Below are 20,276 nucleotides of genomic sequence, written 5' to 3'. Positions count from 1 at the left end.
AGATAGTGCTTAAAGATGGTGCTTAAAAACAATGTTCAGTTGCAGGGAAGGCACGGGTTTTAACCGCTTCATGGTAGTGTTCAAACGCGCTTTGAATACTGTCAGCCTCGGCCATGAAATTTTTGACAAAGCGCGGTGTACGTCCGTGGGTGACACCGAGTACGTCGTGCATGACTAAAATTTGACCATCGGTATCAGGGCCAGCGCCAATGCCAATCACCGGTACATCCAGGGCCTCAGTAACCGCTTTACCAAGGCTTGCTGGCACACATTCCAGCAGAATTACGGAAGCGCCAGCCTCAACGAGCACTTTAGCATCACTAATAATTTGTTCGGCTTGGGCCGCTTCGCGGCCTTGCACTTTATAACCGCCTAACTGGTAAACAGTTTGCGGGGTTAGCCCTAGGTGGGCGCATACCGGAACGCCGCGCCGGGTCATCTCACGGATACCGTCGGCCATCCATGCTTCGCCTTCAACTTTTACCAGTTCAGCGCCAGCACGCATTAATGCGGCAGAATCTTCTAGCATGCGTTCCGTGGTGGCATTGCTCATGAAAGGCAAGTCCACCATGAGCAGGCTATGGCCTTTACCACGCGCTGCGCAGCGCGTGTGGTAGCAAATATCCTCAATGGTCACAGGGAGCGTACTACTGTGTCCTTGTAACACCATGCCCAGGGAGTCGCCGACTAGCAGAACATCGATTCCTGCAGCGCTGGCAGCATGGGCAAAAGAGGCATCGTAAGCGGTCAGGCAGCTGAACGTTTCGCCGGCGCGCTTGTACGCCTGCAGAGTGCTCAGAGTGACAGTTTTCATGGCGTGCTCTCGTAGTTTCTAAGTGGGCCGATGCAACGTGGGCAGCCGACCATTATAAACGTTGCGTCCTTGCAAGCGTGAAGTAGTGTAACTGGTAATTGTTACCTAAATAGAGGCTTGGTGTCGAGATTTGTGTCAGACGGTAGCAGTCGAGGTGGCATCTGGAATGCTCAACCGTTGTATGTCGCTTTGCTCAAGGTGCTTCAGCCAGTCTTTAAGCGGCTGTTGGTAAAGAAGTATTGGCTCAGGTTGAGCGGCCAACACCAATTCTTCAAGAGGCGCTAATACAAAAGCGCGTTTATGCATATGGGGGTGAGGAACCGCTAACCTGGGGTGCGTGATCGTGTCTTGATCATAAAGCAGCATATCTAAATCCAGCGTGCGCGGCCCCCAGTGACGCAATCGTCGACGGCGGTGGCGCTGTTCTAGCGCTTGAAGCTGATCCAGCAGTGCAAGCGGTGACAGCTTAGTTTTAAGGGCAGCCACGGCATTAATAAAGTCAGGCTGATCTTGTGGTCCCACTGGGCGTGTTGCATGTAGAGACGAGTGAGCAACAAGCTGGCAAAGAGGCAATTCGCCAAGCTCTCGTAAGGCCTGAAGAACGTGCTCGAGCGGGTTATCCAGATTGCTACCTAAGCCAATATAAGCAAGTGACATTACGCTCTCACTGCTCGGTTTTACGAGGTTTACGGCGCTTTTTACGGCGACGATCACCCTGGCTTGCCGGATCGCCTCCCACTTTTTGCAGGAGCCGGAGCTGTTCGTGTTCATCGCCTTGCTGGAATGCGTTCCACCAATCGCCTAAGCCGCGCGGTATTTCGCCCGCTTGCTCACGTAACAGCAGTAGATCGTAGGCTGCCCGAAAGCGTGGGTGTTCGCGAGTTTGAAATGCCCGCTTGCCTCGGCGTAGTGGAAGACGTGCCTGTAGCTCCCAAATATCGCGCATTGGCATGCCGAAGCGCTTGGGAATCGAAATATGCTGCAACTGACGTGATGCCACCTGTTGCGCAGCAGTCTGTAACGCTGGAATGGCGGGCATGCCTTCTCGTTCAAGCTCTGCTTGTCGATGTGCTACCGGTGCCCACAAAAAGGCAGCTAACAGGAAGGCCGGCGTGACTGGCCGACCTTCTGCAATGCGCTTGTCGGTGTTGGCGAGCGCTTGCTCAATCAGCTCTTCGGCCCAGGCGGCATCCGCCATGGCTTCTTCCGATTCGGGGAACAACATACCAAACAAGTTGTAGTGACTGAGTAGGCGGAAAGTAATTAAACCGTGCCCCGACATGAATAGTTTGAGCACTTCATCAAACAAACGGGCGGGAGGGATTTGTAGTAACAGCGGCGCCAAGTCGTACATTGGCTCTTCGGTGGTAGACTCGATGGTGAAATCAAGCTTGGCTGCAAAGCGTACTGCGCGCAGCATACGTACCGGGTCTTCTCTGTAACGGGTAATCGGGTCGCCAATGAGTCTCAGCGTACGCGACTCAATATCACGCGCGCCGTTAGCAAAGTCATGAATCGTGAAGTCAGCGATATTGTAGTAAAGCGCATTCACAGTGAAGTCGCGACGTAGGGCGTCTTCTTCGATGTTGCCCCACACATTGTCTCGCAATAGCAGGCCGTCATCAGACTGTTGGGCGATATGATCACCGTGCTCGTCCTGGGGCTTGCCACGGAAAGTAGTGACTTCAATGACTTCGCGGCCAAAGCGCACATGCACAATGCGGAAGCGCCGACCAATTAGCCGCGAATTGCGGAACAGATCCCGCACCTGTTCTGGCGTCGCATTCGTCGCAACGTCGAAATCTTTCGGCATTTTTCCCAGCAATGCATCGCGAATGCAGCCGCCGACCAGGTAGGCATCAAATCCGGCGCCATTGAGACGATAGAGGACTTTTAGCGCGGCCTCGCTGATTTGCTGACGAGAAACTGGGTGCTCGGAGCGCGGAATAATACGTGGAGTGAGCGCTTCAACGGCGCTCTCTGGGAAATCGAGCAGGGATTTCAAGTGCTCTCCCGGGCTATGTGATAAACGGGTAAATCCTTTAAACATGCGGCGGTATCGACTCGCAGGGTATCGAAGACAATATCGAAAACAGTATCGAAAACGTAGCGAGAAAATAACTGCATGATGGCGGTAAGCTGCTGAGTGTAGCCGACCCCTTGATGCTTGCAAAGCACTCGAACAAGGTTTGTAGAAGACGACTACCTTGAACGCGGAAAGGGGAGGCTATAAAAGCCTCCCCTATAAAGCAGACAATCAGCGTCCATGCTGCTGTTTTTATTCATGATGGCACATCGCTCTGAATACGCACCGCAGTCGGTAGGCGTAAGAACCAGTCTGATTCCGACCGCCTCGTATTCAAAACAATAATCCAACCGCGAACTTTTATCTCCCGGCGAATTGTTATTAGCTCCGGGGTGTACACACATGCTGCTGTTATTTTTGTTAGGAAGCAGATTCTTTGTGTACGTCGCGTCCTTTTTTGGGCACTTGCTGACTGTTGTTATTGTTCGCTGCACTTATTCTGCTCAGCGCTAGCAAGTAGTGAGACTCAAGCCTGTTGTTCTTGTTAGTACTATGATCTCTGCCTGGCCCTGTTGTTTTTATTTTGGCTCAGGTTGGGCGGCGTCATATTGTTTTTATTGGCGACGTCCGCGCTGCCCATTTTGTTTTTCTTACCCAGTAATACTGCACTTGCTGTGCCACCTATAATTTATTCTTTAAATTTCATTGTCTTGTAATTTATCTGCTGTGCCAAGGAACTAATCTCGGTGCATAGTGTTACCCGTTTTTAACCAATTTTGAGTCTTCGTTGTGTGGGAAGGTAACAGTGTCTGATGGAAATATTTTGACTATTTCTTATGCAAATCAATCTATTGGACGTTAGTCGTAGAGAGCGTGTGGCGAGCGGCTTATTTACGTTGTGCCACCACCTAAGTGGGGCGGCGAGCGGTTTTTTTACGGGGAATACCTAGGCGTTGGCGTCGCTCCCATAAATTTTTACGACTGATCCCCAGCTTTTGGGCTAACTCGGTTTCACTCATTTGATCCTGATGCTCTAATACAAAGTGCTGAAAATAGTCTTCGAGAGAGAGGTCGTCGTCATCTCCAGTTGGCGCTGACGCTTCATTCGCTAATACGGCGGTGCCACTACCTGCGGAAGAGTGAGGTCGGCTGGTAACAGGGGCAAGGCCAAGGTCATCTGGGTGAATTAAATGCCCTTCGGCGAGAATAACGCCTCTCTCAAGTGCATTCTCAAGCTCCCGTACGTTACCTGGCCAGGGATAGTCGCGTAGATCCTGCCGGGAAGCTCGTGACAAACGGAGCCCTTGACGGTCATGGCGTTTACACGCCTTATCTAACAGGATGTCGGCTATTTTCAATACGTCTTCTTCACGGTCACGTAGCGGTGGCAGTTCAATCTGCATAACGTTGAGGCGATAGTAGAGGTCTAGTCGAAATTCTCCGGTTTTTGACAGAGCGCGTAGGTCCCTGTGGGTGGCGGCGATCAGGCGCACATCTACATGGCGTGTTTCGACGGAGCCAATTTTGCGGATCTCACCTTCTTGAAGCACTCGCAGCAGTCGTGCCTGGGCATCCAACGGTAATTCGCCAATTTCATCTAGAAATAGGGTGCCACCGTCGGCGGCTTCGACTAGCCCGGTCCGGGCAGCGCTAGCGCCGGTAAATGCCCCTTTTTCATGTCCAAACAGTTCTGACTCAATCAGCGTCTCAGGTATTGCCGCACAGTTCACGCAAATCAGTGATGCTTTAGCTCGCTTGCTTTGCTGATGAATGGCACGGGCGACAAGCTCCTTACCTGTGCCGGATTCTCCTTGAATCAGCACGGTAACGTCTGCCGGGGCTGTTTTACGAATGCGGGTATAAACCTGCTGCATAGCAGTGCAGTCGCCGATCATGGTTTGGCGTCCACCACCTTTATCGGTGATATCTGGAGGCGTGCCTTGCAGCATCGACTGCTTGTGTAGGATACGTTCGACGGTTTCTAAAAGCTCGGTATGATCAAATGGCTTAGCGACATAGTCCACAGCCCCTTGCTTAAGCGCGTCGACTGCCGAGCGCATGCTGGCATAGCTGGTCATAATCAGCACTGGCGCGGGGGCGGCGGCCTCAATCAGGGCGGTGCCTGGATCACCAGGCAATCGCAGGTCGCTAATCACTAGATCAAACTCGCTAGGAGCCAGCGCACGTGCTTCTTCTGCGCTGGCAGCTTCGCTGACGATATAGCTGTGACGTTCGAGTAAACGCTTTAAAGCGCTGCGAATAATCGCTTCATCTTCAACAATCAGTATCCTGGGCATGAGGTAGGTGATCATCCTGTTGGTAAAGCGGTAGCCAAAGCGTAATGGCAGTGCCGCGAGGCTTTCCTGGAGGCGGTGACGCAACCTCTATTTTGCCTTGGTGCTCATTGATAATTTGGTAGGCCAACGAGAGCCCCAGCCCAGTTCCCTGGCCTGCAGGCTTGGTCGTGGTGAACGGCTCGAAAAGACGATGTTTCACGCTTGGGTCAATGCCATGACCATCATCGGTTACTCGCCACCAAGCATGGTTGGCCTGTTTGCCTGCTTCAATATGAACCGCGCCTTGAGTATCGCAGGCATCTTTGGCATTACTCAGTAAGTTGACCATGACCTGTGTTAATCGCTGAGGATCGCCACGCACCACAATGTCATTTGGACAATCGTTGGTAAAGCTCACATCCTCTCCTGAGCGCCCTAAATGGATCAAGTGCAGCGCGTCTTCGCTAATGGTGGAAAGCGAGGCGGGGGACGCCGGCAGTGGCAACGTCTGTCGGCCGCCGTGGGCAAAACCGACTAGCGAGTTAACAATTTTGGTGACTCGTTGAGTGAGCTGTTGAATTTGGTCAGCCGTTTCCAGTAGCGCTGGGTCATCGGTATCGTAGCGCAGGTTTTGGGCCAGTGATGAAATGCCCGTAATTGGGTTGCCAATTTCATGCGCGACACCCGCCGCAAGTTGCCCAATGGATGCTAAACGAGCTGCGTGTACAAGCTCTTCTTCTAACCACTTCATTTCAGTGTGGTCTTCTACCAGAATCACGCTGCCGCCACGGCTGTCGTGTCCGCTCAGCACGGCTTTATGAAGGGTTAGGAAGTAATCTTTACCATGTAGCGATACCGCTTGTTTATACAGCGGTGTTTGACTGGCATTGAGTACGCTACCCAGCAAATTGGGCCAGGGAGGGGGCAGGCTGTCTCGGCGTGAGCCAATCACGCTATCGCCGCTAATCCCAGAGAGCACTGAAAGTGCCTGATTCCACATTAGCAGTTCATCATCGTCGCCCAGCACGCACAAGCCTATGGGCAAGTAAGCCAGGGTTTGCCGGTGATGGCGGCGCAGACCATCTAGCTCTCGAGCCAGCCCAGTGAGCCGAGAGCGGTAAGCTTCAAGGCGGCTTTCCACAAAATGAATATCGTCAGTAACCGGTGCATCGTCGTGGCGATAGGGCAAATAGCGATCAACAATGTCCCGTGCGACAGAAGGCCCCATTAAACCGGATAAATTAGCCTGGATCCGGTCGCGCAGGCGGCGAAGTGCATAAGGGCGGCGCTCCTGTGGGGTCAGGTTTAGCGCCGTCAGAGCCCGGTCAACTTCACGGCTGGCAGCTTCATCACCCAACGCTTGGGCAAGGTAAGTGGGAAAGTCTCCCGCCGTGGCTGCTTCCAGTGGTAAGCGTTTTGAGCGAATAACGGCATCTACGGAACACGCTTCAGCCGCGGAGCGTTCACCTTCTGAAATACGCGTAAATAATGACACAATGATCAGTAGTAAAATATTAGCGGCTAAAGAGACCAGCGTAACGTTATACCAAATGGGCGCATTTGCAGACATCAGCGGTGTAAAGGGTAGCGATAACATGGGCATATCAAACAGGAGCGGTAGCCATAGGCCCCACAGCCAAATAATAATGCCGCTCATTAGCCCGGCCACCATGCCCTTGCGGTTTGCGCCTGGCCAGTACAGCAATGCCAGCATGCCGGGCAGGCACTGTGCCATGCCTACAAACGCAGCGAGCCCCAGGTTTGTCAGCGAATGGTAACGGCCGACGCTTTCAGCAAATAGCCATCCGCCCGCGATGACAGCGACAACTAGGCCGCGGCGAAGCCATAGTAGCCAGCCATATAAATCGCTACGCGCTTCAGGTGGGCGAGCCACCAGCACCACGTGATTCAGCACCATGCCTGATAGGGCTAGCGCAATCATCATCATGGTGCCACTGGCGGCAGCAAGACCGCCGATAAAAGCTAACGCTCCCACCCACCAGTGCTCTGTCATCAAGAAAGCAGCGTAGGCTGCGACCGGAATTGTCTCGTTTGTTGATTGTGCAGCCCACCAAATCAGAGGTATGGGAAGCGCCATCAGTAGCAGAAACAATGGTAACGTCCAGCTAGCTTGGAGCAGGGTGTGGCGAGAAAGGCTTTCTGCAAATGTGATTTGAAATAGGTGCGGCATCATAAAAGCGGCCGCAAAAAACAACAGTAGTAGGGTGCGCCATTGGGGCGCTTCAAGTTGTGGGGTTGCGGCTTGTGCAGCGGCTCCAGGCCCCTCTAGCCACTGCTGTAAACTGTGTGGCCCGTCAAATACCCACCATAGAGCAATGGCACCTAACCCCAGCAACGCCAATAATTTGATGATCGATTCAAAAGCAATCACGCTGAGCAGCGTGTCGTGACGATGTCGGTGGCTGTGGCGCGCGCCAAACCACACTGCAAAGCTTGCGATAATACCGCAGAAAAGCAGCGTTATCGCCGCACTGTAGCGGCTTCCGGTGAGCAGATAGATAGCATCGCTTAAGGTTTGTACTTGAATGCCCAGCAGCGGCATGACGGCCAACAAGCTAATCAAGGTGACTAGCGTGCCTGCCCAGCGGGAACGGTAGCGAAACGCAAACAGATCAGCGAGAGAAGAGAGTTGGTAAGTCCGGGTAATGCGCTGTATGGGCACGAGCAGGACAGGTGCGAGCAAAAAAGCCCCGGCTGCGCCTAGGTAGTATGCTAGATAGCCAAACCCAGCTTTCGCCGCAAGCTCAATACTGCCATAAACTGCCCAGGCGCTGGCGTACACGCCCAATGCTAGGGTGTAAACAATGGGATGACGCGTAATGCGCGCGGGCACCCAGCCGCGCTCGACGGCCATGCCGCAGGCAAATAGCAAGGCTAGATACCCTAAGCCAAGTAATACTACCCCTAAAAGCTCAACGCTCATCTAACTTCCTTTTTTGCTCAAGCCACAGCGTTAGCGCGATCAGACCACCCCAAATAGCAAACGGCCGATACCAGGCAACGCTTGGATCTCCCCAACCATTCATCAATAGCGGCGAAAGCAAATATCCGCCAAATACTAAGAACAGCAGTATGCGATAAACGTACATGTTAAAACTCTGGTTGATAGGGGCGGTGAACGGTGGCAACAAGCTGTTCAACAGACCAGTGTGCCACTGCCCAGCGTAGCTGCACTTCTGGTGGCTCTTGAGCCAATATATCAGGCGGCGCTTGGTCGAGTAGTTGCAGTGCTTGAAACAGCTGACGGCGAATGCCATCGGCGTCTTCGGCTAGTGCTGGGGCCAGGTTTTGCTTGGAAAGCTTTTGACCATCTTGAGTAACCACAAGGGGTAAATGTAGATAGCGGGGGGTTGGTAAACCAAGCGCTACCTGTAGCTGGCCTTGCCAAGGCGTGTTATCCAGCAGGTCATAACCGCGCACAATATCGGTAATGCCTTGATCAGCATCATCCACTACAACGGCGAGCTGGTACGCCCAAAGTTGGTCTTTGCGTTTAAGCACAACATCACCCAAAACGTCAGGGTCGAACTGTTGGAAGCCAAACAGCCGATCCTGCCAAGTGATAGGTCGCTTTGCCAAGTCGCTGCGCAGCCGCCAGGCAACTGGCTTTGTGGCATCACAAACGCTGTTGCGGCACCAGCCAGGATAAACTGAGAATGCCTTCCACTGTTTTCTCGAACAGCTGCATGGGTAAGCTAAACCTTGAGCAGCGAGTTGATCAAGCGCCTGTTGATAAGCCTCATGATGGTGACGTTGCCAGCGAATTTTCTCATCCCAGTGAAGCCCAAAGGCGTCGAGCTGCCGAAGAATGGTATCGCCCGCGCCAGTCGGGCAGCGTGGTGGGTCAATATCTTCGACACGAACCAGCCACTGGCCTCCAGCGGCGCGGGCATCTAGATAGCTGCCTAGAGCGGCCACTAGCGAGCCAAGATGAAGCGGCCCTGACGGTGTGGGAGCGAAGCGCCCCCGGTAGTGCGTGGTAGGGGTCATAACAGCCTGAATCGGTAGTTCATATAACGCCAGTGGTTAACAACAAGATCGTTGATGAGTGCGAATATAATTACGAAGTTAAATATAAATGTAAGTACAAAATTAAGTATAAGATGACAAACAAAAACGGGCACCTCAAGGGTGCCCGCTGGGCGCTTTAGCTGGTAGCGAACTAGCAACTCGTAGCGTATTGATGCCGATGGTTAGCCACCGAGCTGTTTCTCTTTAAGCTCTGCCAGCGTTTTGCAGTCAACGCACAGCGTTGCTGTTGGGCGAGCTTCAAGACGACGAATGCCGATTTCAACGCCACAGGCTTCACAAAAGCCGTAATCATCTTCATCGATTTTTTCGATGGTTTCGTTGATCTTTTTCAGCAATTTTCGTTCGCGATCGCGAGTACGCAGCTCTAAGCTGAAGCCCTCTTCTTGAGTAGCGCGGTCAGCGGGGTCGGCATAGTTATTAGCATCTTCTTGCAGGTGGCGTACGGTACGGTCCACCTCTTCCATGAGATCTTGTTTCCAGTTTAGAAGGAGCTGGCGGAAGTGCGCGAGCTGCTTCTCGTTCATATACTCTTCACCCGGTGCTGGCTCATACGGGGTGAAGGACTTGGACGCTTCCGGTTTCTTTTCCGCTACTGGCATGGGAGTGCCCCTTACGTATGTGACTGCTGATCGACCATGAGCGTGTGTCACGATCTCACGCCAAAGGGATGCTTGTTTAGCTGATAATTGAGCGCTATGCAAGCATAATAATGCATTTTCGACCATGGTCTTGTTTCTTCTACGACCTGCGTCATGATTTCTCTACCATTTAAAAAAGGTACCGCTATGGCCTGGAATTCTCGTGTGAATCACGTTGCGCCTTTTCGCGTGATGCATCTATTGGAAATGGCCCAGGCTCGAGAGGCCGAAGGCCACGATGTGATTCACTTAGAGGTCGGCGAGCCCGATTTTGCGACGCCTGCACCGATTGTTGCGGCGGGCCAGCAGGCATTGGCGACAGGAAAAACGCGTTATACACCGGCGGCAGGCTTGGCGGCGCTGCGGGAAGCAATTGCAGGCCATTACGCCGAGCATTTTAATGCCACTATTGATCCCAGGCGTATTTTGGTAACTCCAGGAGCTTCTGGGGCGCTGCTGCTGGCAAGCCAATTACTGGTCGAAGCTGGCGACCGCGTGTTGATGGCCGACCCTAACTATCCGTGCAATCGTCACTTTATGGCCTTAGCTGGCGCTGACATAGATGCCATTCCTGTGGGTCGCCAAAGTGGTTGGCAACTAACGGCGCCGTTGATTGAGCAGCATTGGCAAACTAAAACGTGCTTAGCCATGCTGGCCTCCCCATCTAACCCTACAGGACACACGTTGAGCGCTGAGGCTTTAACCGCAGTATTCAACACGGTGTCAGCGAAAGGCGGCGAGGTGATTGTCGATGAGATTTACCAAGGCCTAAATTATGACGATGCGCCGCTATCGGCAACCTCGCTTTCCGACCAAGCCTTTGTCGTTAACAGCTTCTCTAAGTATTTCGGTATGACGGGCTGGCGCTTGGGGTGGTTGGTAGCACCGGAGCATGCTGTCGAGCCACTTACCAGGCTGGCGCAAAACGTTTTCCTTGCCGCACCGACGCCTTCTCAGCATGCAGCATTGGCCGCTTTTACCCCAGAGTGCCGAGACATTCTTGAAGCGCGCAGGGCAACGCTCAAGCAGCGACGTGACGTATTGTTGAATGGGTTGGCGCAGCTAGGGCTTGCACCAGATCTGCCGCCTCAAGGGGCATTTTATCTGTGGTTAGATATTGCTCAGTATAGCCGTGATAGCCAGGCGTTCTGTGAGCAACTATTGGTAGAGGAGAACGTGGCAATCACTCCAGGCATTGATTTTGCCGTGGAGGGCGGTGAGCATCATGTGCGTATCGCTTTTACTAACAGCGTTGAGCGATTGCAAGAGGCCGTAGAGCGACTAGGTCGTTTCGTGAGCCGCCTATGACGACGAATTCTGCATTGGTCTCAGGGGTATTGTTGCGTCGCTACAAGCGTTTTTTGGCCGATGTGCAGTTGGACAGTGGCGAGGAGGTCGTGGCTCACTGCCCCAATACAGGCTCGATGAAGGCGGTGAATGTGCCCGGCTGCCGAGTGTGGTTATCGCGAAGTGATAATCCTAAGCGTAAGCTGGCCTGGACCTGGGAGTGGATTGCGTTACCGCAGCCAGATGGTTCTCAGGCATTGGCTTCTGTGCATACTGGCCGAGCCAACCGTATCGTGGAAGCGGCTATTTTGGCCGGTGATATTGCGCCACTGGCAGGCTATCAAACGCTCAAACGAGAAGTGAAAATCGGTGACGCAAGGCTCGATTTTTGGTTGAGTGATCCTGATAAGGGTGGGGTCTATGTTGAAGTTAAACAGGTCACTCTTAAAGAAGCCGATGGCCACGGTTACTTTCCTGACTCAGTCAGCGTGAGGGGGACCAAGCATTTGCATGCATTAACCGCGCTTGCCGAGCAGGGGGAAAGGGCCGTTCTGCTATTTTGTGTGGCTCATGAAGGGATTCACGATGTAGCCCCGGCGGCCCATATCGACACAGTCTACGCCGCGGCGTTAGCAAATGCGGTTAACGCTGGCGTTGAAGTGCTGGCTTACGGTATTACGCTTGATTGGAAGGCGGGAGCGCCGGCAGCGGTACGTTTATCACGGCCACTACCGATAAGACGTTAACGCTCGATATAAAAACGCTGAATAAAGCTGACGCGCTCAGGGCTAGCATTGCGGTCGTAGCGAACGTCTAAGTTGAAACGCATGGGCTCATCGTGACGCAGGGCAAAGGTGGCCAGGTGATAAGTAGCATCACCATCGTGGACCGTGCGAAAGCTTAGCGACTCTTGAACGTCGGTGAGGCCTGTTACATGGCCCTGAACGCTGGCGTTAACGGCGCGAGTGCTGCCGTCCTCCTGACGTTTGCGTACGCTTATATTGACCAATCCGTGCCCCGCGCTGCGCTGAATGCCATGCGCTTGGGCAACTTCTGGAGTGAGAAAGCTGGTGGCTACGGCACTGTAATGGATCTCGTAGTCACCTATCCGTGTTAGCTGCTCAGCTGCCGCGTGAGCGGCGAGGAGCAGCGAGCAAAGCATTGTGGCAAGCAGGGCCGTTCTACGTAACACTCGATAAACCATGGCAGGTCTCCTCTTACGGGTCGAGATGGCTAGTCAACTAGAATAAATTAACGTCGACGTACTCTAAAAATGGCAATTTCACCGAACAGATTAGGCCACCATTTTGATGACCAGTGCCCTTTGTGATCACCAACCCCCACCGCGCGGTCAACAATTACCAGTCCCTTTTCACGACACAGGTGTTCGAAATCGTTAAAGGTAGAGAGGTGGATGTTGGGTGTGTCATACCAAGCATGGGGCAGTGATTTGGATACCGGCATATAGCCGCGAAGGCCGAGATGAATTCGGTGTCGCCAATAAGCGAAGTTAGGAAAAGTGATAATACCTTCCTCGGCGACGCGTAGCATTTCATCAAGCATTTTATCCGGGCGGCGCAGCGCCTGTAGCGCTTGTGTCATGATGACTTGATCATAGCTGTTGTCGCAGAAACTACCCAAACCATCATCTAGGTTATGTTCAATAACGTTCACACCCCGAGAGACGCATTGGGTAATACCGTCGGGGTCGATCTCTAAGCCGTAGCCGGTAACATTTTTTTCCTGTGCTAAGCGCTGAAGCAGAACGCCGTCACCGCAGGCTAAATCCAGCACGTGAGCTCCCTGGGGCACCCAGTCGTAAATCAGTTCAAGATCCGCGCGCATTACAGGGTCTCCTCCCTAGCCGTTTCGTCGATAGCCATTTCGTCGATATTCAGCTCGCGGGCGATGCGGGTCATAAATGCGTTGAAAAGGGCGTGGTAGCGCGGTTCGGGTAGCAAGAAAGCATCGTGCCCGTGGGGGGAGTCGATATTGGCATAGCTAACCGCCTTCCCAGCGCGGGTGAGCGCGTCAACGAGCTCTCGCGAGCGAGCAGGCGGGAAGCGCCAGTCGGTGGTAAAGCTGACTACCAAAAAAGGGCACTGCGCCGGCGCTAGCGCGCTGGCTAGGTCACTTGATTGGGCGGCGGAGGGGTCGAAGTAGTCAAGCGCCTTGGTCATTAACAGATAGGTGTTGGCGTCAAAGGCGGTAGAAAACATATCGCCCTGATAGCGCAGGTAAGACTCAACCTGGAACTCGACATCAAATCCAAAGTTCAAATCGGTACTACGTAAGTCGCGGCCAAATTTACTGCCCATCGCATCTTCGGACAAATAGGTAATGTGGCCCACCATGCGTGCCAGTTTCAAACCGCGTTTGGGAACCGTGTCGTGTTCTGCATACCAGCCGCCGAAAAACTCAGGATCAGAGCGGATCGCCTGACGAGCCACCTCGTTAAAGGCAATGTTCTGTGCGGAAAGCCGAGGTGTCGCGGCAATCACCACGGCATTGGCGACGCGTTCAGGATAGGTCATTGTCCACTGAAGCACCTGCATGCCTCCCAGGCTGCCGCCCACTGCGGCGGCCCAGCGCTCAATACCTAACTGGTCGGCTAGTCGTGCTTGGCTGACAACCCAGTCACTGACGGTGACCATGGGGAAATCTGGCCCCCATTGGCGGCCTGTTTCAGGGTTGTGGCTAACGGGCCCTGTGCTGCCGTGGCAGCCACCCAGATTGTTTAGCGACACCACAAAAAAGCGGTTGGTATCGATAGATTTGCCGGGGCCAATATGGGCATCCCACCAGCCAGGTTTGCGGTCTTCGCTACCATGATAGCCCGCTGCATGGTGGTGCCCTGATAACGCATGGCAGATCAGCACAGCATTATTGCGCGCAGCGTTAAGCGTGCCGTAGGTTTCGTAGATAAGCTCGTACTCAGGCAGCACCTTGCCACAGGCAAGCGGTAGCGGCGTATCAAATTTCGCGATATGGGGTGTGACGAGACCGACGGAGTCCGCCGGCCGGTCAACGAAAGCAAGAGTGTCTGAATCAGGCATCGAAAGCGCTAGTCCTGCAAAAAATAAATCCTGCTAAAAAGAGGCCCTGGAGAATGTTGCGCTTACAGCCCAACCAATGCACCAGAGATACCCGCAGCGCGGATCAAAGCCCCCACGACTAAGCCATCCACCAAATTGATCGCAATAAACACCACTATGGGCGATAAATCGATCATGCCCAATGGAGGAACGACTTTGCGAACAGGGGCCATAATGGGCTCGACTAACTGCATCACCAGCAAAGCGCCTGGGTGGCTAGCATTCGGGGCTACCCAGCTCAAAATAATCATCACAATCATGGCAAAGAAGTAAATCTTTAATATGGCGTTAGCCAGAGCAGCAATGCCTGCAATCAACAGCCCTGGAATGGGTGGCATGCCAACGCCTACCACCATGAAAATTGCCACCATACTAATCACTTTCAGCACAAAACCAGCGGCCAACGTGGCAAGATCAAAGCGCCCGGCGACAGGGCCTAAGAAGCCCTGAAATAACCCCACAACAGGCTGGGTGATTTTAACCACTGATTGGCTAAGCGGATTGTAATAATCTGCCCGCGATGCTTGCAGCAAAAAGCGCAGCATCAGTAAGAATAAATAAATATTGATTAACGTGTTAACTAGCATTAATCCGGCACTGCCCACTTGACTGCCCATTGCTGCCTCTCCGTTGCAAAGTTATGTATTTAGTTGGCGCTAAGTTCCTTGGACATTGCTTCTGCACGCTGGGCGCAGGCCTGCATGGCGTCGGCGATGGTAGCGCGTAGTTGGGCATCTTCCATGTGCTGAATAGCCCGTTCTGTTGTGCCGCCCGGCGACATAACATTTTGTTTAAGCGTGGCTGGATCTTTGTCACTGCGCTGGGCCATTGTAGCGGCGCCTAACGCCGTTTGAATGGCCAAGCGGCGGGCCGTTGCGGCAGGCAAGCCAAGTTTTACAGCGGCTTCTTCCATCGCCTCAAACATTAAAAAGAAATAAGCCGGCGCACTGCCTGATACCGCCGTAACCGCATCTAGAAGGATCTCTTCTTCAACCCACTCCACAATACCAACCGCTTCCATGAGTTGTGTCGCTAGCGTGCGTTGCTCATCGCTAACTGCGTTGTTGGCATATAAACCGCTAGCACCAATACCGACTAATGAAGGCGTGTTAGGCATGCAACGAACCAACGCGTTATTACTGCCTAGCCATTGATCAATGGTGGCAGCATCCAGACCCGCTGCAATAGATATAATCAGCGGTGACTGCTGTTGCACGCTATCCCGCATTGCTTCACATACGCTGCGCATAATCTGTGGCTTTACCGCGAGCACGACCACATTGGCGTCTGCAACGGCTGCGTTATTATCGGTATTGGTGTTAATGCCTAACCGGGCTTTTTGAGATGCTAACTCATTTTCATTTGGGGCAGTGGCTGTGATGTCGCTAGGAGACACACCACTATCGATGAGGCCGCCGATAATGGCGCTGGCCATATTGCCTGCGCCAATGAAGGTAATCTTACTCGCCATGTGGGTATCCTTTTTTATAAATAAGCTGCATCAGGCAGCATGTGGTGTCGGTCGTTTTAATGCTATTCATTAAGAAGCACTATTAAGAAGCACTATTGAGCAAGTTATTGAGTGGTACGCGCGCCAAAAATCGCTGTCCCTAAACGTACCAGCGTTGCGCCTTCTAAAACAGCGGCTTCTAAATCGTCGCTCATCCCCATCGATAACGTATCCAGAGGGGCATCAGGCAGCGCTACCTGAAGGTCTGTCAGAAGTTGACGCAATGCTGCAAGTGGCGCCCGCTGTTCTGCAAGGCTGTCAGACGGAGCAGGAATTGCCATGAGGCCGCGTAGATTTAAACGTGGCAAGGCAGCTACTTCTTTTGCAAGTGCCATGACCTCATCAGGCATCACACCCGACTTAGAGGCTTCGCGGCTGATATTAACTTGCAAACAAATGTTGAGCGGCGGTAAATGCTCTGGGCGCTGTTCGCTGAGTCGCTTGGCTATTTTTAAGCGGTCCACGCTATGCATCCAGGCGAAATTTTCTGCTACTGCGCGTGTTTTGTTGGACTGTAGTGGGCCAATAAAATGCCACACGATACTCTCTAAATCAGCCAGTTCTGCTTGTTTTTCAAGTGCTTCTTGCAAATAATTTTCGCCGAATTCACGCTGCCCATGCTGCCAGGCTTGGCGAATCATGGAGGCAGGCTTTGTTTTACTAACGGCTAGCAGCATTGCGCTATCGAGTGGACGTTCAGCCATTTTTAATGCGTTAGTCAGGCGTTCGTGGGCCTGGGCGAGTGACTCGGGAAGCGCGATGTCTGTCATACTCAAGCACCTTACCGCTGCTGGGAAAAGAGAGATGGATATTACCGAACTGCTGGCATTCTCGGCAAAGCAGAATGCATCTGATCTGCACCTTTCTGCTGGGCTTCCCCCTATGATACGTGTTGATGGCGATATTCGTCGGCTTAATGTGCCGGCGATGGACAATAGTGAAGTTCGCCGCCTGATGTTTGACATTATGAATGAGCAGCAGCGCCAAGACTATGAAGCAAATTTAGAAGCTGATTTTTCGTTTGAAGTGTCCGGGGTGGCTCGTTTTCGTGTTAATGCGTTTCATCAAGCTCGAGGCGCGGGCGCGGTATTTCGTACGATTCCTAACGACGTGCTTACAATGCGTGATTTGGGGATGGGTGATGTGTTCGAGCGATTGGCAATGCTGCCGAGGGGATTAGTGTTGGTCACCGGGCCGACAGGTTCAGGAAAAAGCACCACGTTGGCAGCAATGATTGATTATATTAATGATCATCGTTTTGAGCATATTTTAACAATCGAAGACCCTGTTGAGTTTGTGCACACCAGCAAGCGCTGTTTAATCAATCAGCGTGAAGTTCACCGGGATACGCTCAGTTTTAATGCGGCATTGCGTAGCGCATTGCGAGAAGACCCTGATGTTATTTTGGTCGGTGAGCTAAGGGATTTAGAAACCATTCGGCTGGCGCTCACAGCCGCTGAAACCGGACACTTAGTGTTTGGCACGCTGCATACCACGTCTGCGGCGAAAACGATTGACCGTATTATCGATGTGTTTCCTGGGGAAGAAAAATCGATGGTGCGATCAATGCTTTCAGAGTCGCTTCAGGCGGTGGTCTCTCAAACATTGTTAAAGCGTCAGGGAAGTGGCCGTGTTGCTGCCCATGAAGTATTGATCGCCACTGCTGCAGTACGAAATTTAATACGCGAAGACAAGGTTGCTCAAATTTACTCAGCTATTCAGACCGGGGGCAATCTTGGGATGCAAACGTTAAATGCATCGCTTGCCAAGCTTGTTAAAGAGGGAGTGGTTAGTATGGAAGATGCGCAGTCACAAGCTAAAGGCACACTCTCGTTAAACGATGAATAACAAGCGTGTGCGGCGGGTGTTGACGTAAGTTAATGAGCGTAAATGCCACCTAGTACTCGCGGGCCGCTGGCGCCGGTGACCGAAGGTAAATTGCCGGGTAGATTATGCAAGCGTTGATGAGCAAGCCAAGCAAAGGCACCTGCTTCAATCCAATCCTCAGGCCAGCCTAAGTCAGCGGGCGATTTAAATGCCGCATTGGGTAGGTGCGTTGCTAGTCTTGCCATTAAATAAGCGTTATGAGCTCCGCCACCGCAGGCAATTAATGTCATTCGGTTACTGGCGATGGGCAAGTGCTGAATTCCCTGGGCAACGCTGATGGCCGTCAGCTCTGCTAACGTTGCTTGGACATCCTCGGCTGATTCATTGCCCGTTAGCTTGTTTTCTAGCCACGCCAAGTGAAATAGCTCACGACCGGTACTGCGCGGCGGCGGCTGATGAAAAAATGGCTCATTAAGCAAACGTGCTAGTAGGGCTTGATCAATCTGTCCACCAGTGGCCCACACACCATTTTGGTCAAAGCGTCCGTTATGGTGCTTTGAAAACCAAGCATCTAACAGCACATTGGCTGGCCCTGTATCAAAGCCAAGCGCAGGAATGCTTGTATCGCTGGGTAACCACGTTAGATTCGCAAAGCCTCCAAGGTTTAAAACAAGTTGCTCGCTTTGTTGGCGACCAAAAAGAGCTTGGTGAAATGCTGGCGCTAACGGCGCTGCTTGACCGCCTGCGGCTAAGTCCCGTCGGCGAAAATCAGCCACCACCGTACAGCCGGTTAGCTCGGCCAGCAGGCTGGGGTTGTCAAGCTGCAGTGTATAGGCTGGGCCGCCATGGTGGCCGCTGGGGGCATGCTCAATGGTTTGCCCATGGCTACCAATAGCATGAATTTGTGCTGGTGATATCTGTTGCTGAGCCAATAATGCGTTCACGGCGTTTGCTTGTAGCTGGCAAAATGCGCTTTCGGCTTCTGCCAGCGCTGCAAAGCTTACTTGCTTGGCGTGGCACAGGCTCAGCAGTAGATTATGAAGCGACTGAGGCATTGGCAATGCATAGGTGGCGATGAGCTTAGGTGGCGAGTGCGGCGTTATAGCAACCAGCGCGGCATCGATGCCATCCAGGCTGGTGCCCGACATTAAGCCAACATAATACGACGGTAACGTAGGGGGGGGCGTTTTCATATGCGGTTTATCCAAAACTAAGTGAAGGCTCAACCAGGGCGATAGGGCATGGTAACATCGCCCATTATTTAATATCTGACGCCTATGAAGGCATATATTACATGGAGAGAGAGGCAATGAGTGAGGTGGATCAGGCGTTAGCGCTACTGTCACGAGGTACGCATGAAATCCTGGTAGAGGATGAGCTAAAGAAAAAGCTGGCGTCTGGCCGTAAGCTGCGGATTAAAGCAGGGTTTGATCCGACAGCACCTGATCTGCACCTTGGGCACAGTGTGTTGCTGACGAAAATGCGCCAGTTCCAGGATCTCGGCCACACCGTTATATTCTTGATCGGCGATTTCACTGGTCGTATAGGTGACCCCACGGGCAAGAACGTCACTCGCAAGCCGCTTACTGAAGCCGATGTAAAAGCGAATGCGCAAACCTATAAAGAGCAGGTATTTAAAATCCTTGATCCTGAAAAGACGGAAGTGCGTTTTAACGCCGAATGGTTTAGTGAGCTTTCCGCCGCCAAAATGATCGAGTTGGCAGCGCAAAGTACAGTGGCGCGGATGTTGGAGCGTGATGATTTTGAAAAACGTTATAAAGCTAACCAATCTATCGCGATTCACGAGTTTCTTTACCCGCTCGTTCAAGGCTACGACTCAGTAGCGCTTGAAGCAGATGTTGAGCTAGGGGGGACCGATCAGAAATTTAACCTGCTGATGGGCCGAGAAATTCAAAAGCATTTCGGCCAAGAGCCCCAGGTCGTGATTACTATGCCGTTGCTCGAAGGTTTGGACGGCGTGCAGAAAATGTCAAAGTCATTGGGTAACTACATAGGTGTCGATGAAGCGCCGGGCGCTATGTTCAATAAGCTGGTTTCTATGCCGGACAGTTTGATATGGCGTTATTTCGAACTGCTGTCCCTCAAGTCCAATGAAGAGATTGACGCACTCAAGCAGAGCGCTGAGCAAGGTGCGAACCCGCGTGATATCAAAATGGAACTGGCTCGCGAGTTGATTGCCCGCTACCACGGTGATGAAGCTGCCGCTAATGCACATAAGTCGGCGGGTAATCAGTTAGCGGATGGCGAACTACCGGAAGACCTGCCTGAAGTGGAGGTGGATTTTGACGCTGCTGAGCAGGCACCGATAGCCGCTGTGCTTAATCGTTCCGGCCTGACCAAAAACAGCGCCCAGGCCAAAGACATGCTGAAAAACGGCAGCGTTAAAGTCGATGGCGACGTCGTTGCCCAGGACACGATGCTGGCAACGGGTAGTGCCTACATTATCCAGGCAGGCAAGAAACGGTACGCCCGCGTGACGCTCACCTAACGTTTTTTGATAATTTTCTTTCAAAACCACTTGCCAACGCGGCAGCGAATCCGTAGAGTACGCATCCGCTGCCGGGGACGCACAGCGTTACCAGCGGNGTTTATTTGTCAGTTCAAAGGTGGAAACCTTTGGTTTGTCAGAGGGTTAGAAATACGGTTGTGGGCTACAAGCTTCGCTCGCTTCGTTAATTTTCTCGCTCCCTTCACTAAAACAGTGATTGACAAACACCAGGAAATGCGTA

19 protein-coding genes are annotated in these 20,276 nt (G+C 52.6%); 4 read left to right on the top strand and 15 right to left on the bottom strand.

Going from position 1 to position 20,276, the window contains the following annotated elements; genetic code table 11:
• Nucleotides 1–22: 22 nt before the first annotated feature.
• The 8 genes from panB to dksA all read right to left on the bottom strand — a co-directional run bounded on the left by panB (nucleotide 23) and on the right by dksA (nucleotide 9,768).
• Nucleotides 23–814: a 3-methyl-2-oxobutanoate hydroxymethyltransferase gene (gene panB, locus ELY33_RS08315; RefSeq protein WP_126946653.1), complete on the bottom strand. Its 792-nt coding sequence runs from the start codon at nucleotides 812–814 to the stop codon at nucleotides 23–25.
• Nucleotides 815–949: 135 nt separating this feature from the next.
• Nucleotides 950–1,471 (bottom strand): 2-amino-4-hydroxy-6-hydroxymethyldihydropteridine diphosphokinase, encoded by a 522-nt coding sequence (folK, locus tag ELY33_RS08310; protein WP_126946651.1) that lies wholly within the window; start codon nucleotides 1,469–1,471, stop codon nucleotides 950–952.
• A 7-nt stretch (nucleotides 1,472–1,478) separates the two neighbouring features.
• Nucleotides 1,479–2,864 (bottom strand): polynucleotide adenylyltransferase PcnB, encoded by a 1,386-nt coding sequence (gene pcnB, locus ELY33_RS08305; protein WP_126946649.1) that lies wholly within the window; start codon nucleotides 2,862–2,864, stop codon nucleotides 1,479–1,481.
• An 884-nt stretch (nucleotides 2,865–3,748) separates the two neighbouring features.
• A complete protein-coding gene (locus ELY33_RS08300) occupies nucleotides 3,749–5,137 on the bottom strand; it encodes a sigma-54-dependent transcriptional regulator (protein WP_126946647.1) in 1,389 nt (462 codons plus the stop codon).
• On the bottom strand, nucleotides 5,115–8,060 hold the full coding sequence (locus ELY33_RS08295; protein WP_126946645.1) for an ATP-binding protein: 2,946 nt from the start codon (nucleotides 8,058–8,060) through the stop codon (nucleotides 5,115–5,117). The genes ELY33_RS08300 and ELY33_RS08295 overlap by 23 nt, the downstream gene beginning before the upstream one ends.
• Nucleotides 8,050–8,226 carry a hypothetical protein gene (locus ELY33_RS17855; RefSeq protein ID WP_167470066.1) on the bottom strand — a complete coding sequence of 59 codons (177 nt, stop codon included), beginning with the start codon at nucleotides 8,224–8,226 and terminating at the stop codon, nucleotides 8,050–8,052. The genes ELY33_RS08295 and ELY33_RS17855 overlap by 11 nt, the downstream gene beginning before the upstream one ends.
• Nucleotide 8,227: 1 nt before the next feature.
• The gene (gene gluQRS / locus ELY33_RS08290; RefSeq protein ID WP_126946643.1) at nucleotides 8,228–9,127 is read right to left on the bottom strand and encodes a tRNA glutamyl-Q(34) synthetase GluQRS; all 900 of its coding nucleotides are present in this window, start codon (nucleotides 9,125–9,127) and stop codon (nucleotides 8,228–8,230) included.
• Nucleotides 9,128–9,330: 203 nt separating this feature from the next.
• Nucleotides 9,331–9,768, bottom strand: a complete 438-nt coding sequence (gene dksA, locus ELY33_RS08285) for an RNA polymerase-binding protein DksA (RefSeq protein ID WP_126946641.1) — start codon at nucleotides 9,766–9,768, stop codon at nucleotides 9,331–9,333.
• 186 nt (nucleotides 9,769–9,954) lie between these two features.
• Between dksA and ELY33_RS08280 the strand changes: the two genes are divergently transcribed.
• Together ELY33_RS08280 and sfsA are read left to right on the top strand one after the other, a co-directional pair.
• The gene (locus tag ELY33_RS08280; protein WP_126946639.1) at nucleotides 9,955–11,115 is read left to right on the top strand and encodes an aminotransferase class I/II-fold pyridoxal phosphate-dependent enzyme; all 1,161 of its coding nucleotides are present in this window, start codon (nucleotides 9,955–9,957) and stop codon (nucleotides 11,113–11,115) included.
• Nucleotides 11,112–11,840: a DNA/RNA nuclease SfsA gene (gene sfsA / locus ELY33_RS08275; RefSeq protein WP_126946637.1), complete on the top strand. Its 729-nt coding sequence runs from the start codon at nucleotides 11,112–11,114 to the stop codon at nucleotides 11,838–11,840. The genes ELY33_RS08280 and sfsA overlap by 4 nt, the downstream gene beginning before the upstream one ends.
• Here sfsA and ELY33_RS08270 read toward each other — a convergent pair.
• From ELY33_RS08270 to ELY33_RS08245, 6 genes are all read right to left on the bottom strand, one after another.
• Nucleotides 11,837–12,298, bottom strand: coding sequence for a DUF4426 domain-containing protein (locus tag ELY33_RS08270; RefSeq protein ID WP_126946635.1), 462 nt, complete (start codon nucleotides 12,296–12,298; stop codon nucleotides 11,837–11,839). The genes sfsA and ELY33_RS08270 overlap by 4 nt on opposite strands.
• A gap of 47 nt (nucleotides 12,299–12,345) precedes the next feature.
• On the bottom strand, nucleotides 12,346–12,939 hold the full coding sequence (gene metW / locus ELY33_RS08265; RefSeq protein WP_126946632.1) for a methionine biosynthesis protein MetW: 594 nt from the start codon (nucleotides 12,937–12,939) through the stop codon (nucleotides 12,346–12,348).
• The gene (metX, locus tag ELY33_RS08260; RefSeq protein ID WP_126946629.1) at nucleotides 12,939–14,150 is read right to left on the bottom strand and encodes a homoserine O-succinyltransferase MetX; all 1,212 of its coding nucleotides are present in this window, start codon (nucleotides 14,148–14,150) and stop codon (nucleotides 12,939–12,941) included. Before metX ends, metW begins: the two co-directional genes overlap by 1 nt.
• A gap of 62 nt (nucleotides 14,151–14,212) precedes the next feature.
• Complete coding sequence (locus ELY33_RS08255) at nucleotides 14,213–14,806, bottom strand: YggT family protein (RefSeq protein ID WP_126946626.1); 594 nt, start codon at nucleotides 14,804–14,806, stop codon at nucleotides 14,213–14,215.
• Nucleotides 14,807–14,835: 29 nt separating this feature from the next.
• Nucleotides 14,836–15,660: a pyrroline-5-carboxylate reductase gene (proC, locus tag ELY33_RS08250; RefSeq protein WP_126946623.1), complete on the bottom strand. Its 825-nt coding sequence runs from the start codon at nucleotides 15,658–15,660 to the stop codon at nucleotides 14,836–14,838.
• A gap of 104 nt (nucleotides 15,661–15,764) precedes the next feature.
• Complete coding sequence (locus tag ELY33_RS08245; RefSeq protein WP_126946620.1) at nucleotides 15,765–16,469, bottom strand: YggS family pyridoxal phosphate-dependent enzyme; 705 nt, start codon at nucleotides 16,467–16,469, stop codon at nucleotides 15,765–15,767.
• A 34-nt stretch (nucleotides 16,470–16,503) separates the two neighbouring features.
• Between ELY33_RS08245 and ELY33_RS08240 the strand changes: the two genes are divergently transcribed.
• Complete coding sequence (locus ELY33_RS08240; RefSeq protein WP_126947233.1) at nucleotides 16,504–17,547, top strand: type IV pilus twitching motility protein PilT; 1,044 nt, start codon at nucleotides 16,504–16,506, stop codon at nucleotides 17,545–17,547.
• A 29-nt stretch (nucleotides 17,548–17,576) separates the two neighbouring features.
• Here ELY33_RS08240 and ELY33_RS08235 read toward each other — a convergent pair whose 3' ends face one another.
• On the bottom strand, nucleotides 17,577–18,719 hold the full coding sequence (locus ELY33_RS08235; protein ID WP_126946617.1) for an anhydro-N-acetylmuramic acid kinase: 1,143 nt from the start codon (nucleotides 18,717–18,719) through the stop codon (nucleotides 17,577–17,579).
• Nucleotides 18,720–18,835: 116 nt separating this feature from the next.
• Here ELY33_RS08235 and tyrS point away from each other — a divergent pair, with 116 nt between their 5' ends.
• The gene (gene tyrS, locus ELY33_RS08230; protein ID WP_126946614.1) at nucleotides 18,836–20,035 is read left to right on the top strand and encodes a tyrosine--tRNA ligase; all 1,200 of its coding nucleotides are present in this window, start codon (nucleotides 18,836–18,838) and stop codon (nucleotides 20,033–20,035) included.
• Nucleotides 20,036–20,276: the final 241 nt, after the last annotated feature.

This window comes from Vreelandella andesensis (assembly GCF_003989795.1).
Lineage (GTDB): Bacteria > Pseudomonadota > Gammaproteobacteria > Pseudomonadales > Halomonadaceae > Vreelandella > Vreelandella andesensis.
This window is presented reverse-complemented; position numbering and strand designations above follow the sequence as displayed.

Bases quoted from the DNA above. Each gene is read 5' to 3' on its own strand.
- metX (WP_126946629.1), bottom strand. From the start codon at position 14,150: ATGCCTGATTCAGACACTCTTGCTTTCGTTGACCGGCCGGCGGACTCC.
- ELY33_RS08295 (WP_126946645.1), bottom strand. From the start codon at position 8,060: ATGAGCGTTGAGCTTTTAGGGGTAGTATTACTTGGCTTAGGGTATCTA.
- ELY33_RS08255 (WP_126946626.1), bottom strand. From the start codon at position 14,806: ATGGGCAGTCAAGTGGGCAGTGCCGGATTAATGCTAGTTAACACGTTA.
- metW (WP_126946632.1), bottom strand. From the start codon at position 12,939: ATGCGCGCGGATCTTGAACTGATTTACGACTGGGTGCCCCAGGGAGCT.
- ELY33_RS08280 (WP_126946639.1), top strand. From the start codon at position 9,955: ATGGCCTGGAATTCTCGTGTGAATCACGTTGCGCCTTTTCGCGTGATG.
- panB (WP_126946653.1), bottom strand. From the start codon at position 814: ATGAAAACTGTCACTCTGAGCACTCTGCAGGCGTACAAGCGCGCCGGC.
- proC (WP_126946623.1), bottom strand. From the start codon at position 15,660: ATGGCGAGTAAGATTACCTTCATTGGCGCAGGCAATATGGCCAGCGCC.
- tyrS (WP_126946614.1), top strand. From the start codon at position 18,836: ATGAGTGAGGTGGATCAGGCGTTAGCGCTACTGTCACGAGGTACGCAT.
- gluQRS (WP_126946643.1), bottom strand. From the start codon at position 9,127: ATGACCCCTACCACGCACTACCGGGGGCGCTTCGCTCCCACACCGTCA.
- ELY33_RS08300 (WP_126946647.1), bottom strand. From the start codon at position 5,137: ATGCCCAGGATACTGATTGTTGAAGATGAAGCGATTATTCGCAGCGCT.
- ELY33_RS08235 (WP_126946617.1), bottom strand. From the start codon at position 18,719: ATGAAAACGCCCCCCCCTACGTTACCGTCGTATTATGTTGGCTTAATG.
- pcnB (WP_126946649.1), bottom strand. From the start codon at position 2,864: ATGTTTAAAGGATTTACCCGTTTATCACATAGCCCGGGAGAGCACTTG.
- ELY33_RS08270 (WP_126946635.1), bottom strand. From the start codon at position 12,298: ATGGTTTATCGAGTGTTACGTAGAACGGCCCTGCTTGCCACAATGCTT.
- ELY33_RS08240 (WP_126947233.1), top strand. From the start codon at position 16,504: ATGGATATTACCGAACTGCTGGCATTCTCGGCAAAGCAGAATGCATCT.
- ELY33_RS17855 (WP_167470066.1), bottom strand. From the start codon at position 8,226: ATGTACGTTTATCGCATACTGCTGTTCTTAGTATTTGGCGGATATTTG.
- dksA (WP_126946641.1), bottom strand. From the start codon at position 9,768: ATGCCAGTAGCGGAAAAGAAACCGGAAGCGTCCAAGTCCTTCACCCCG.
- ELY33_RS08245 (WP_126946620.1), bottom strand. From the start codon at position 16,469: ATGACAGACATCGCGCTTCCCGAGTCACTCGCCCAGGCCCACGAACGC.
- folK (WP_126946651.1), bottom strand. From the start codon at position 1,471: ATGTCACTTGCTTATATTGGCTTAGGTAGCAATCTGGATAACCCGCTC.
- sfsA (WP_126946637.1), top strand. From the start codon at position 11,112: ATGACGACGAATTCTGCATTGGTCTCAGGGGTATTGTTGCGTCGCTAC.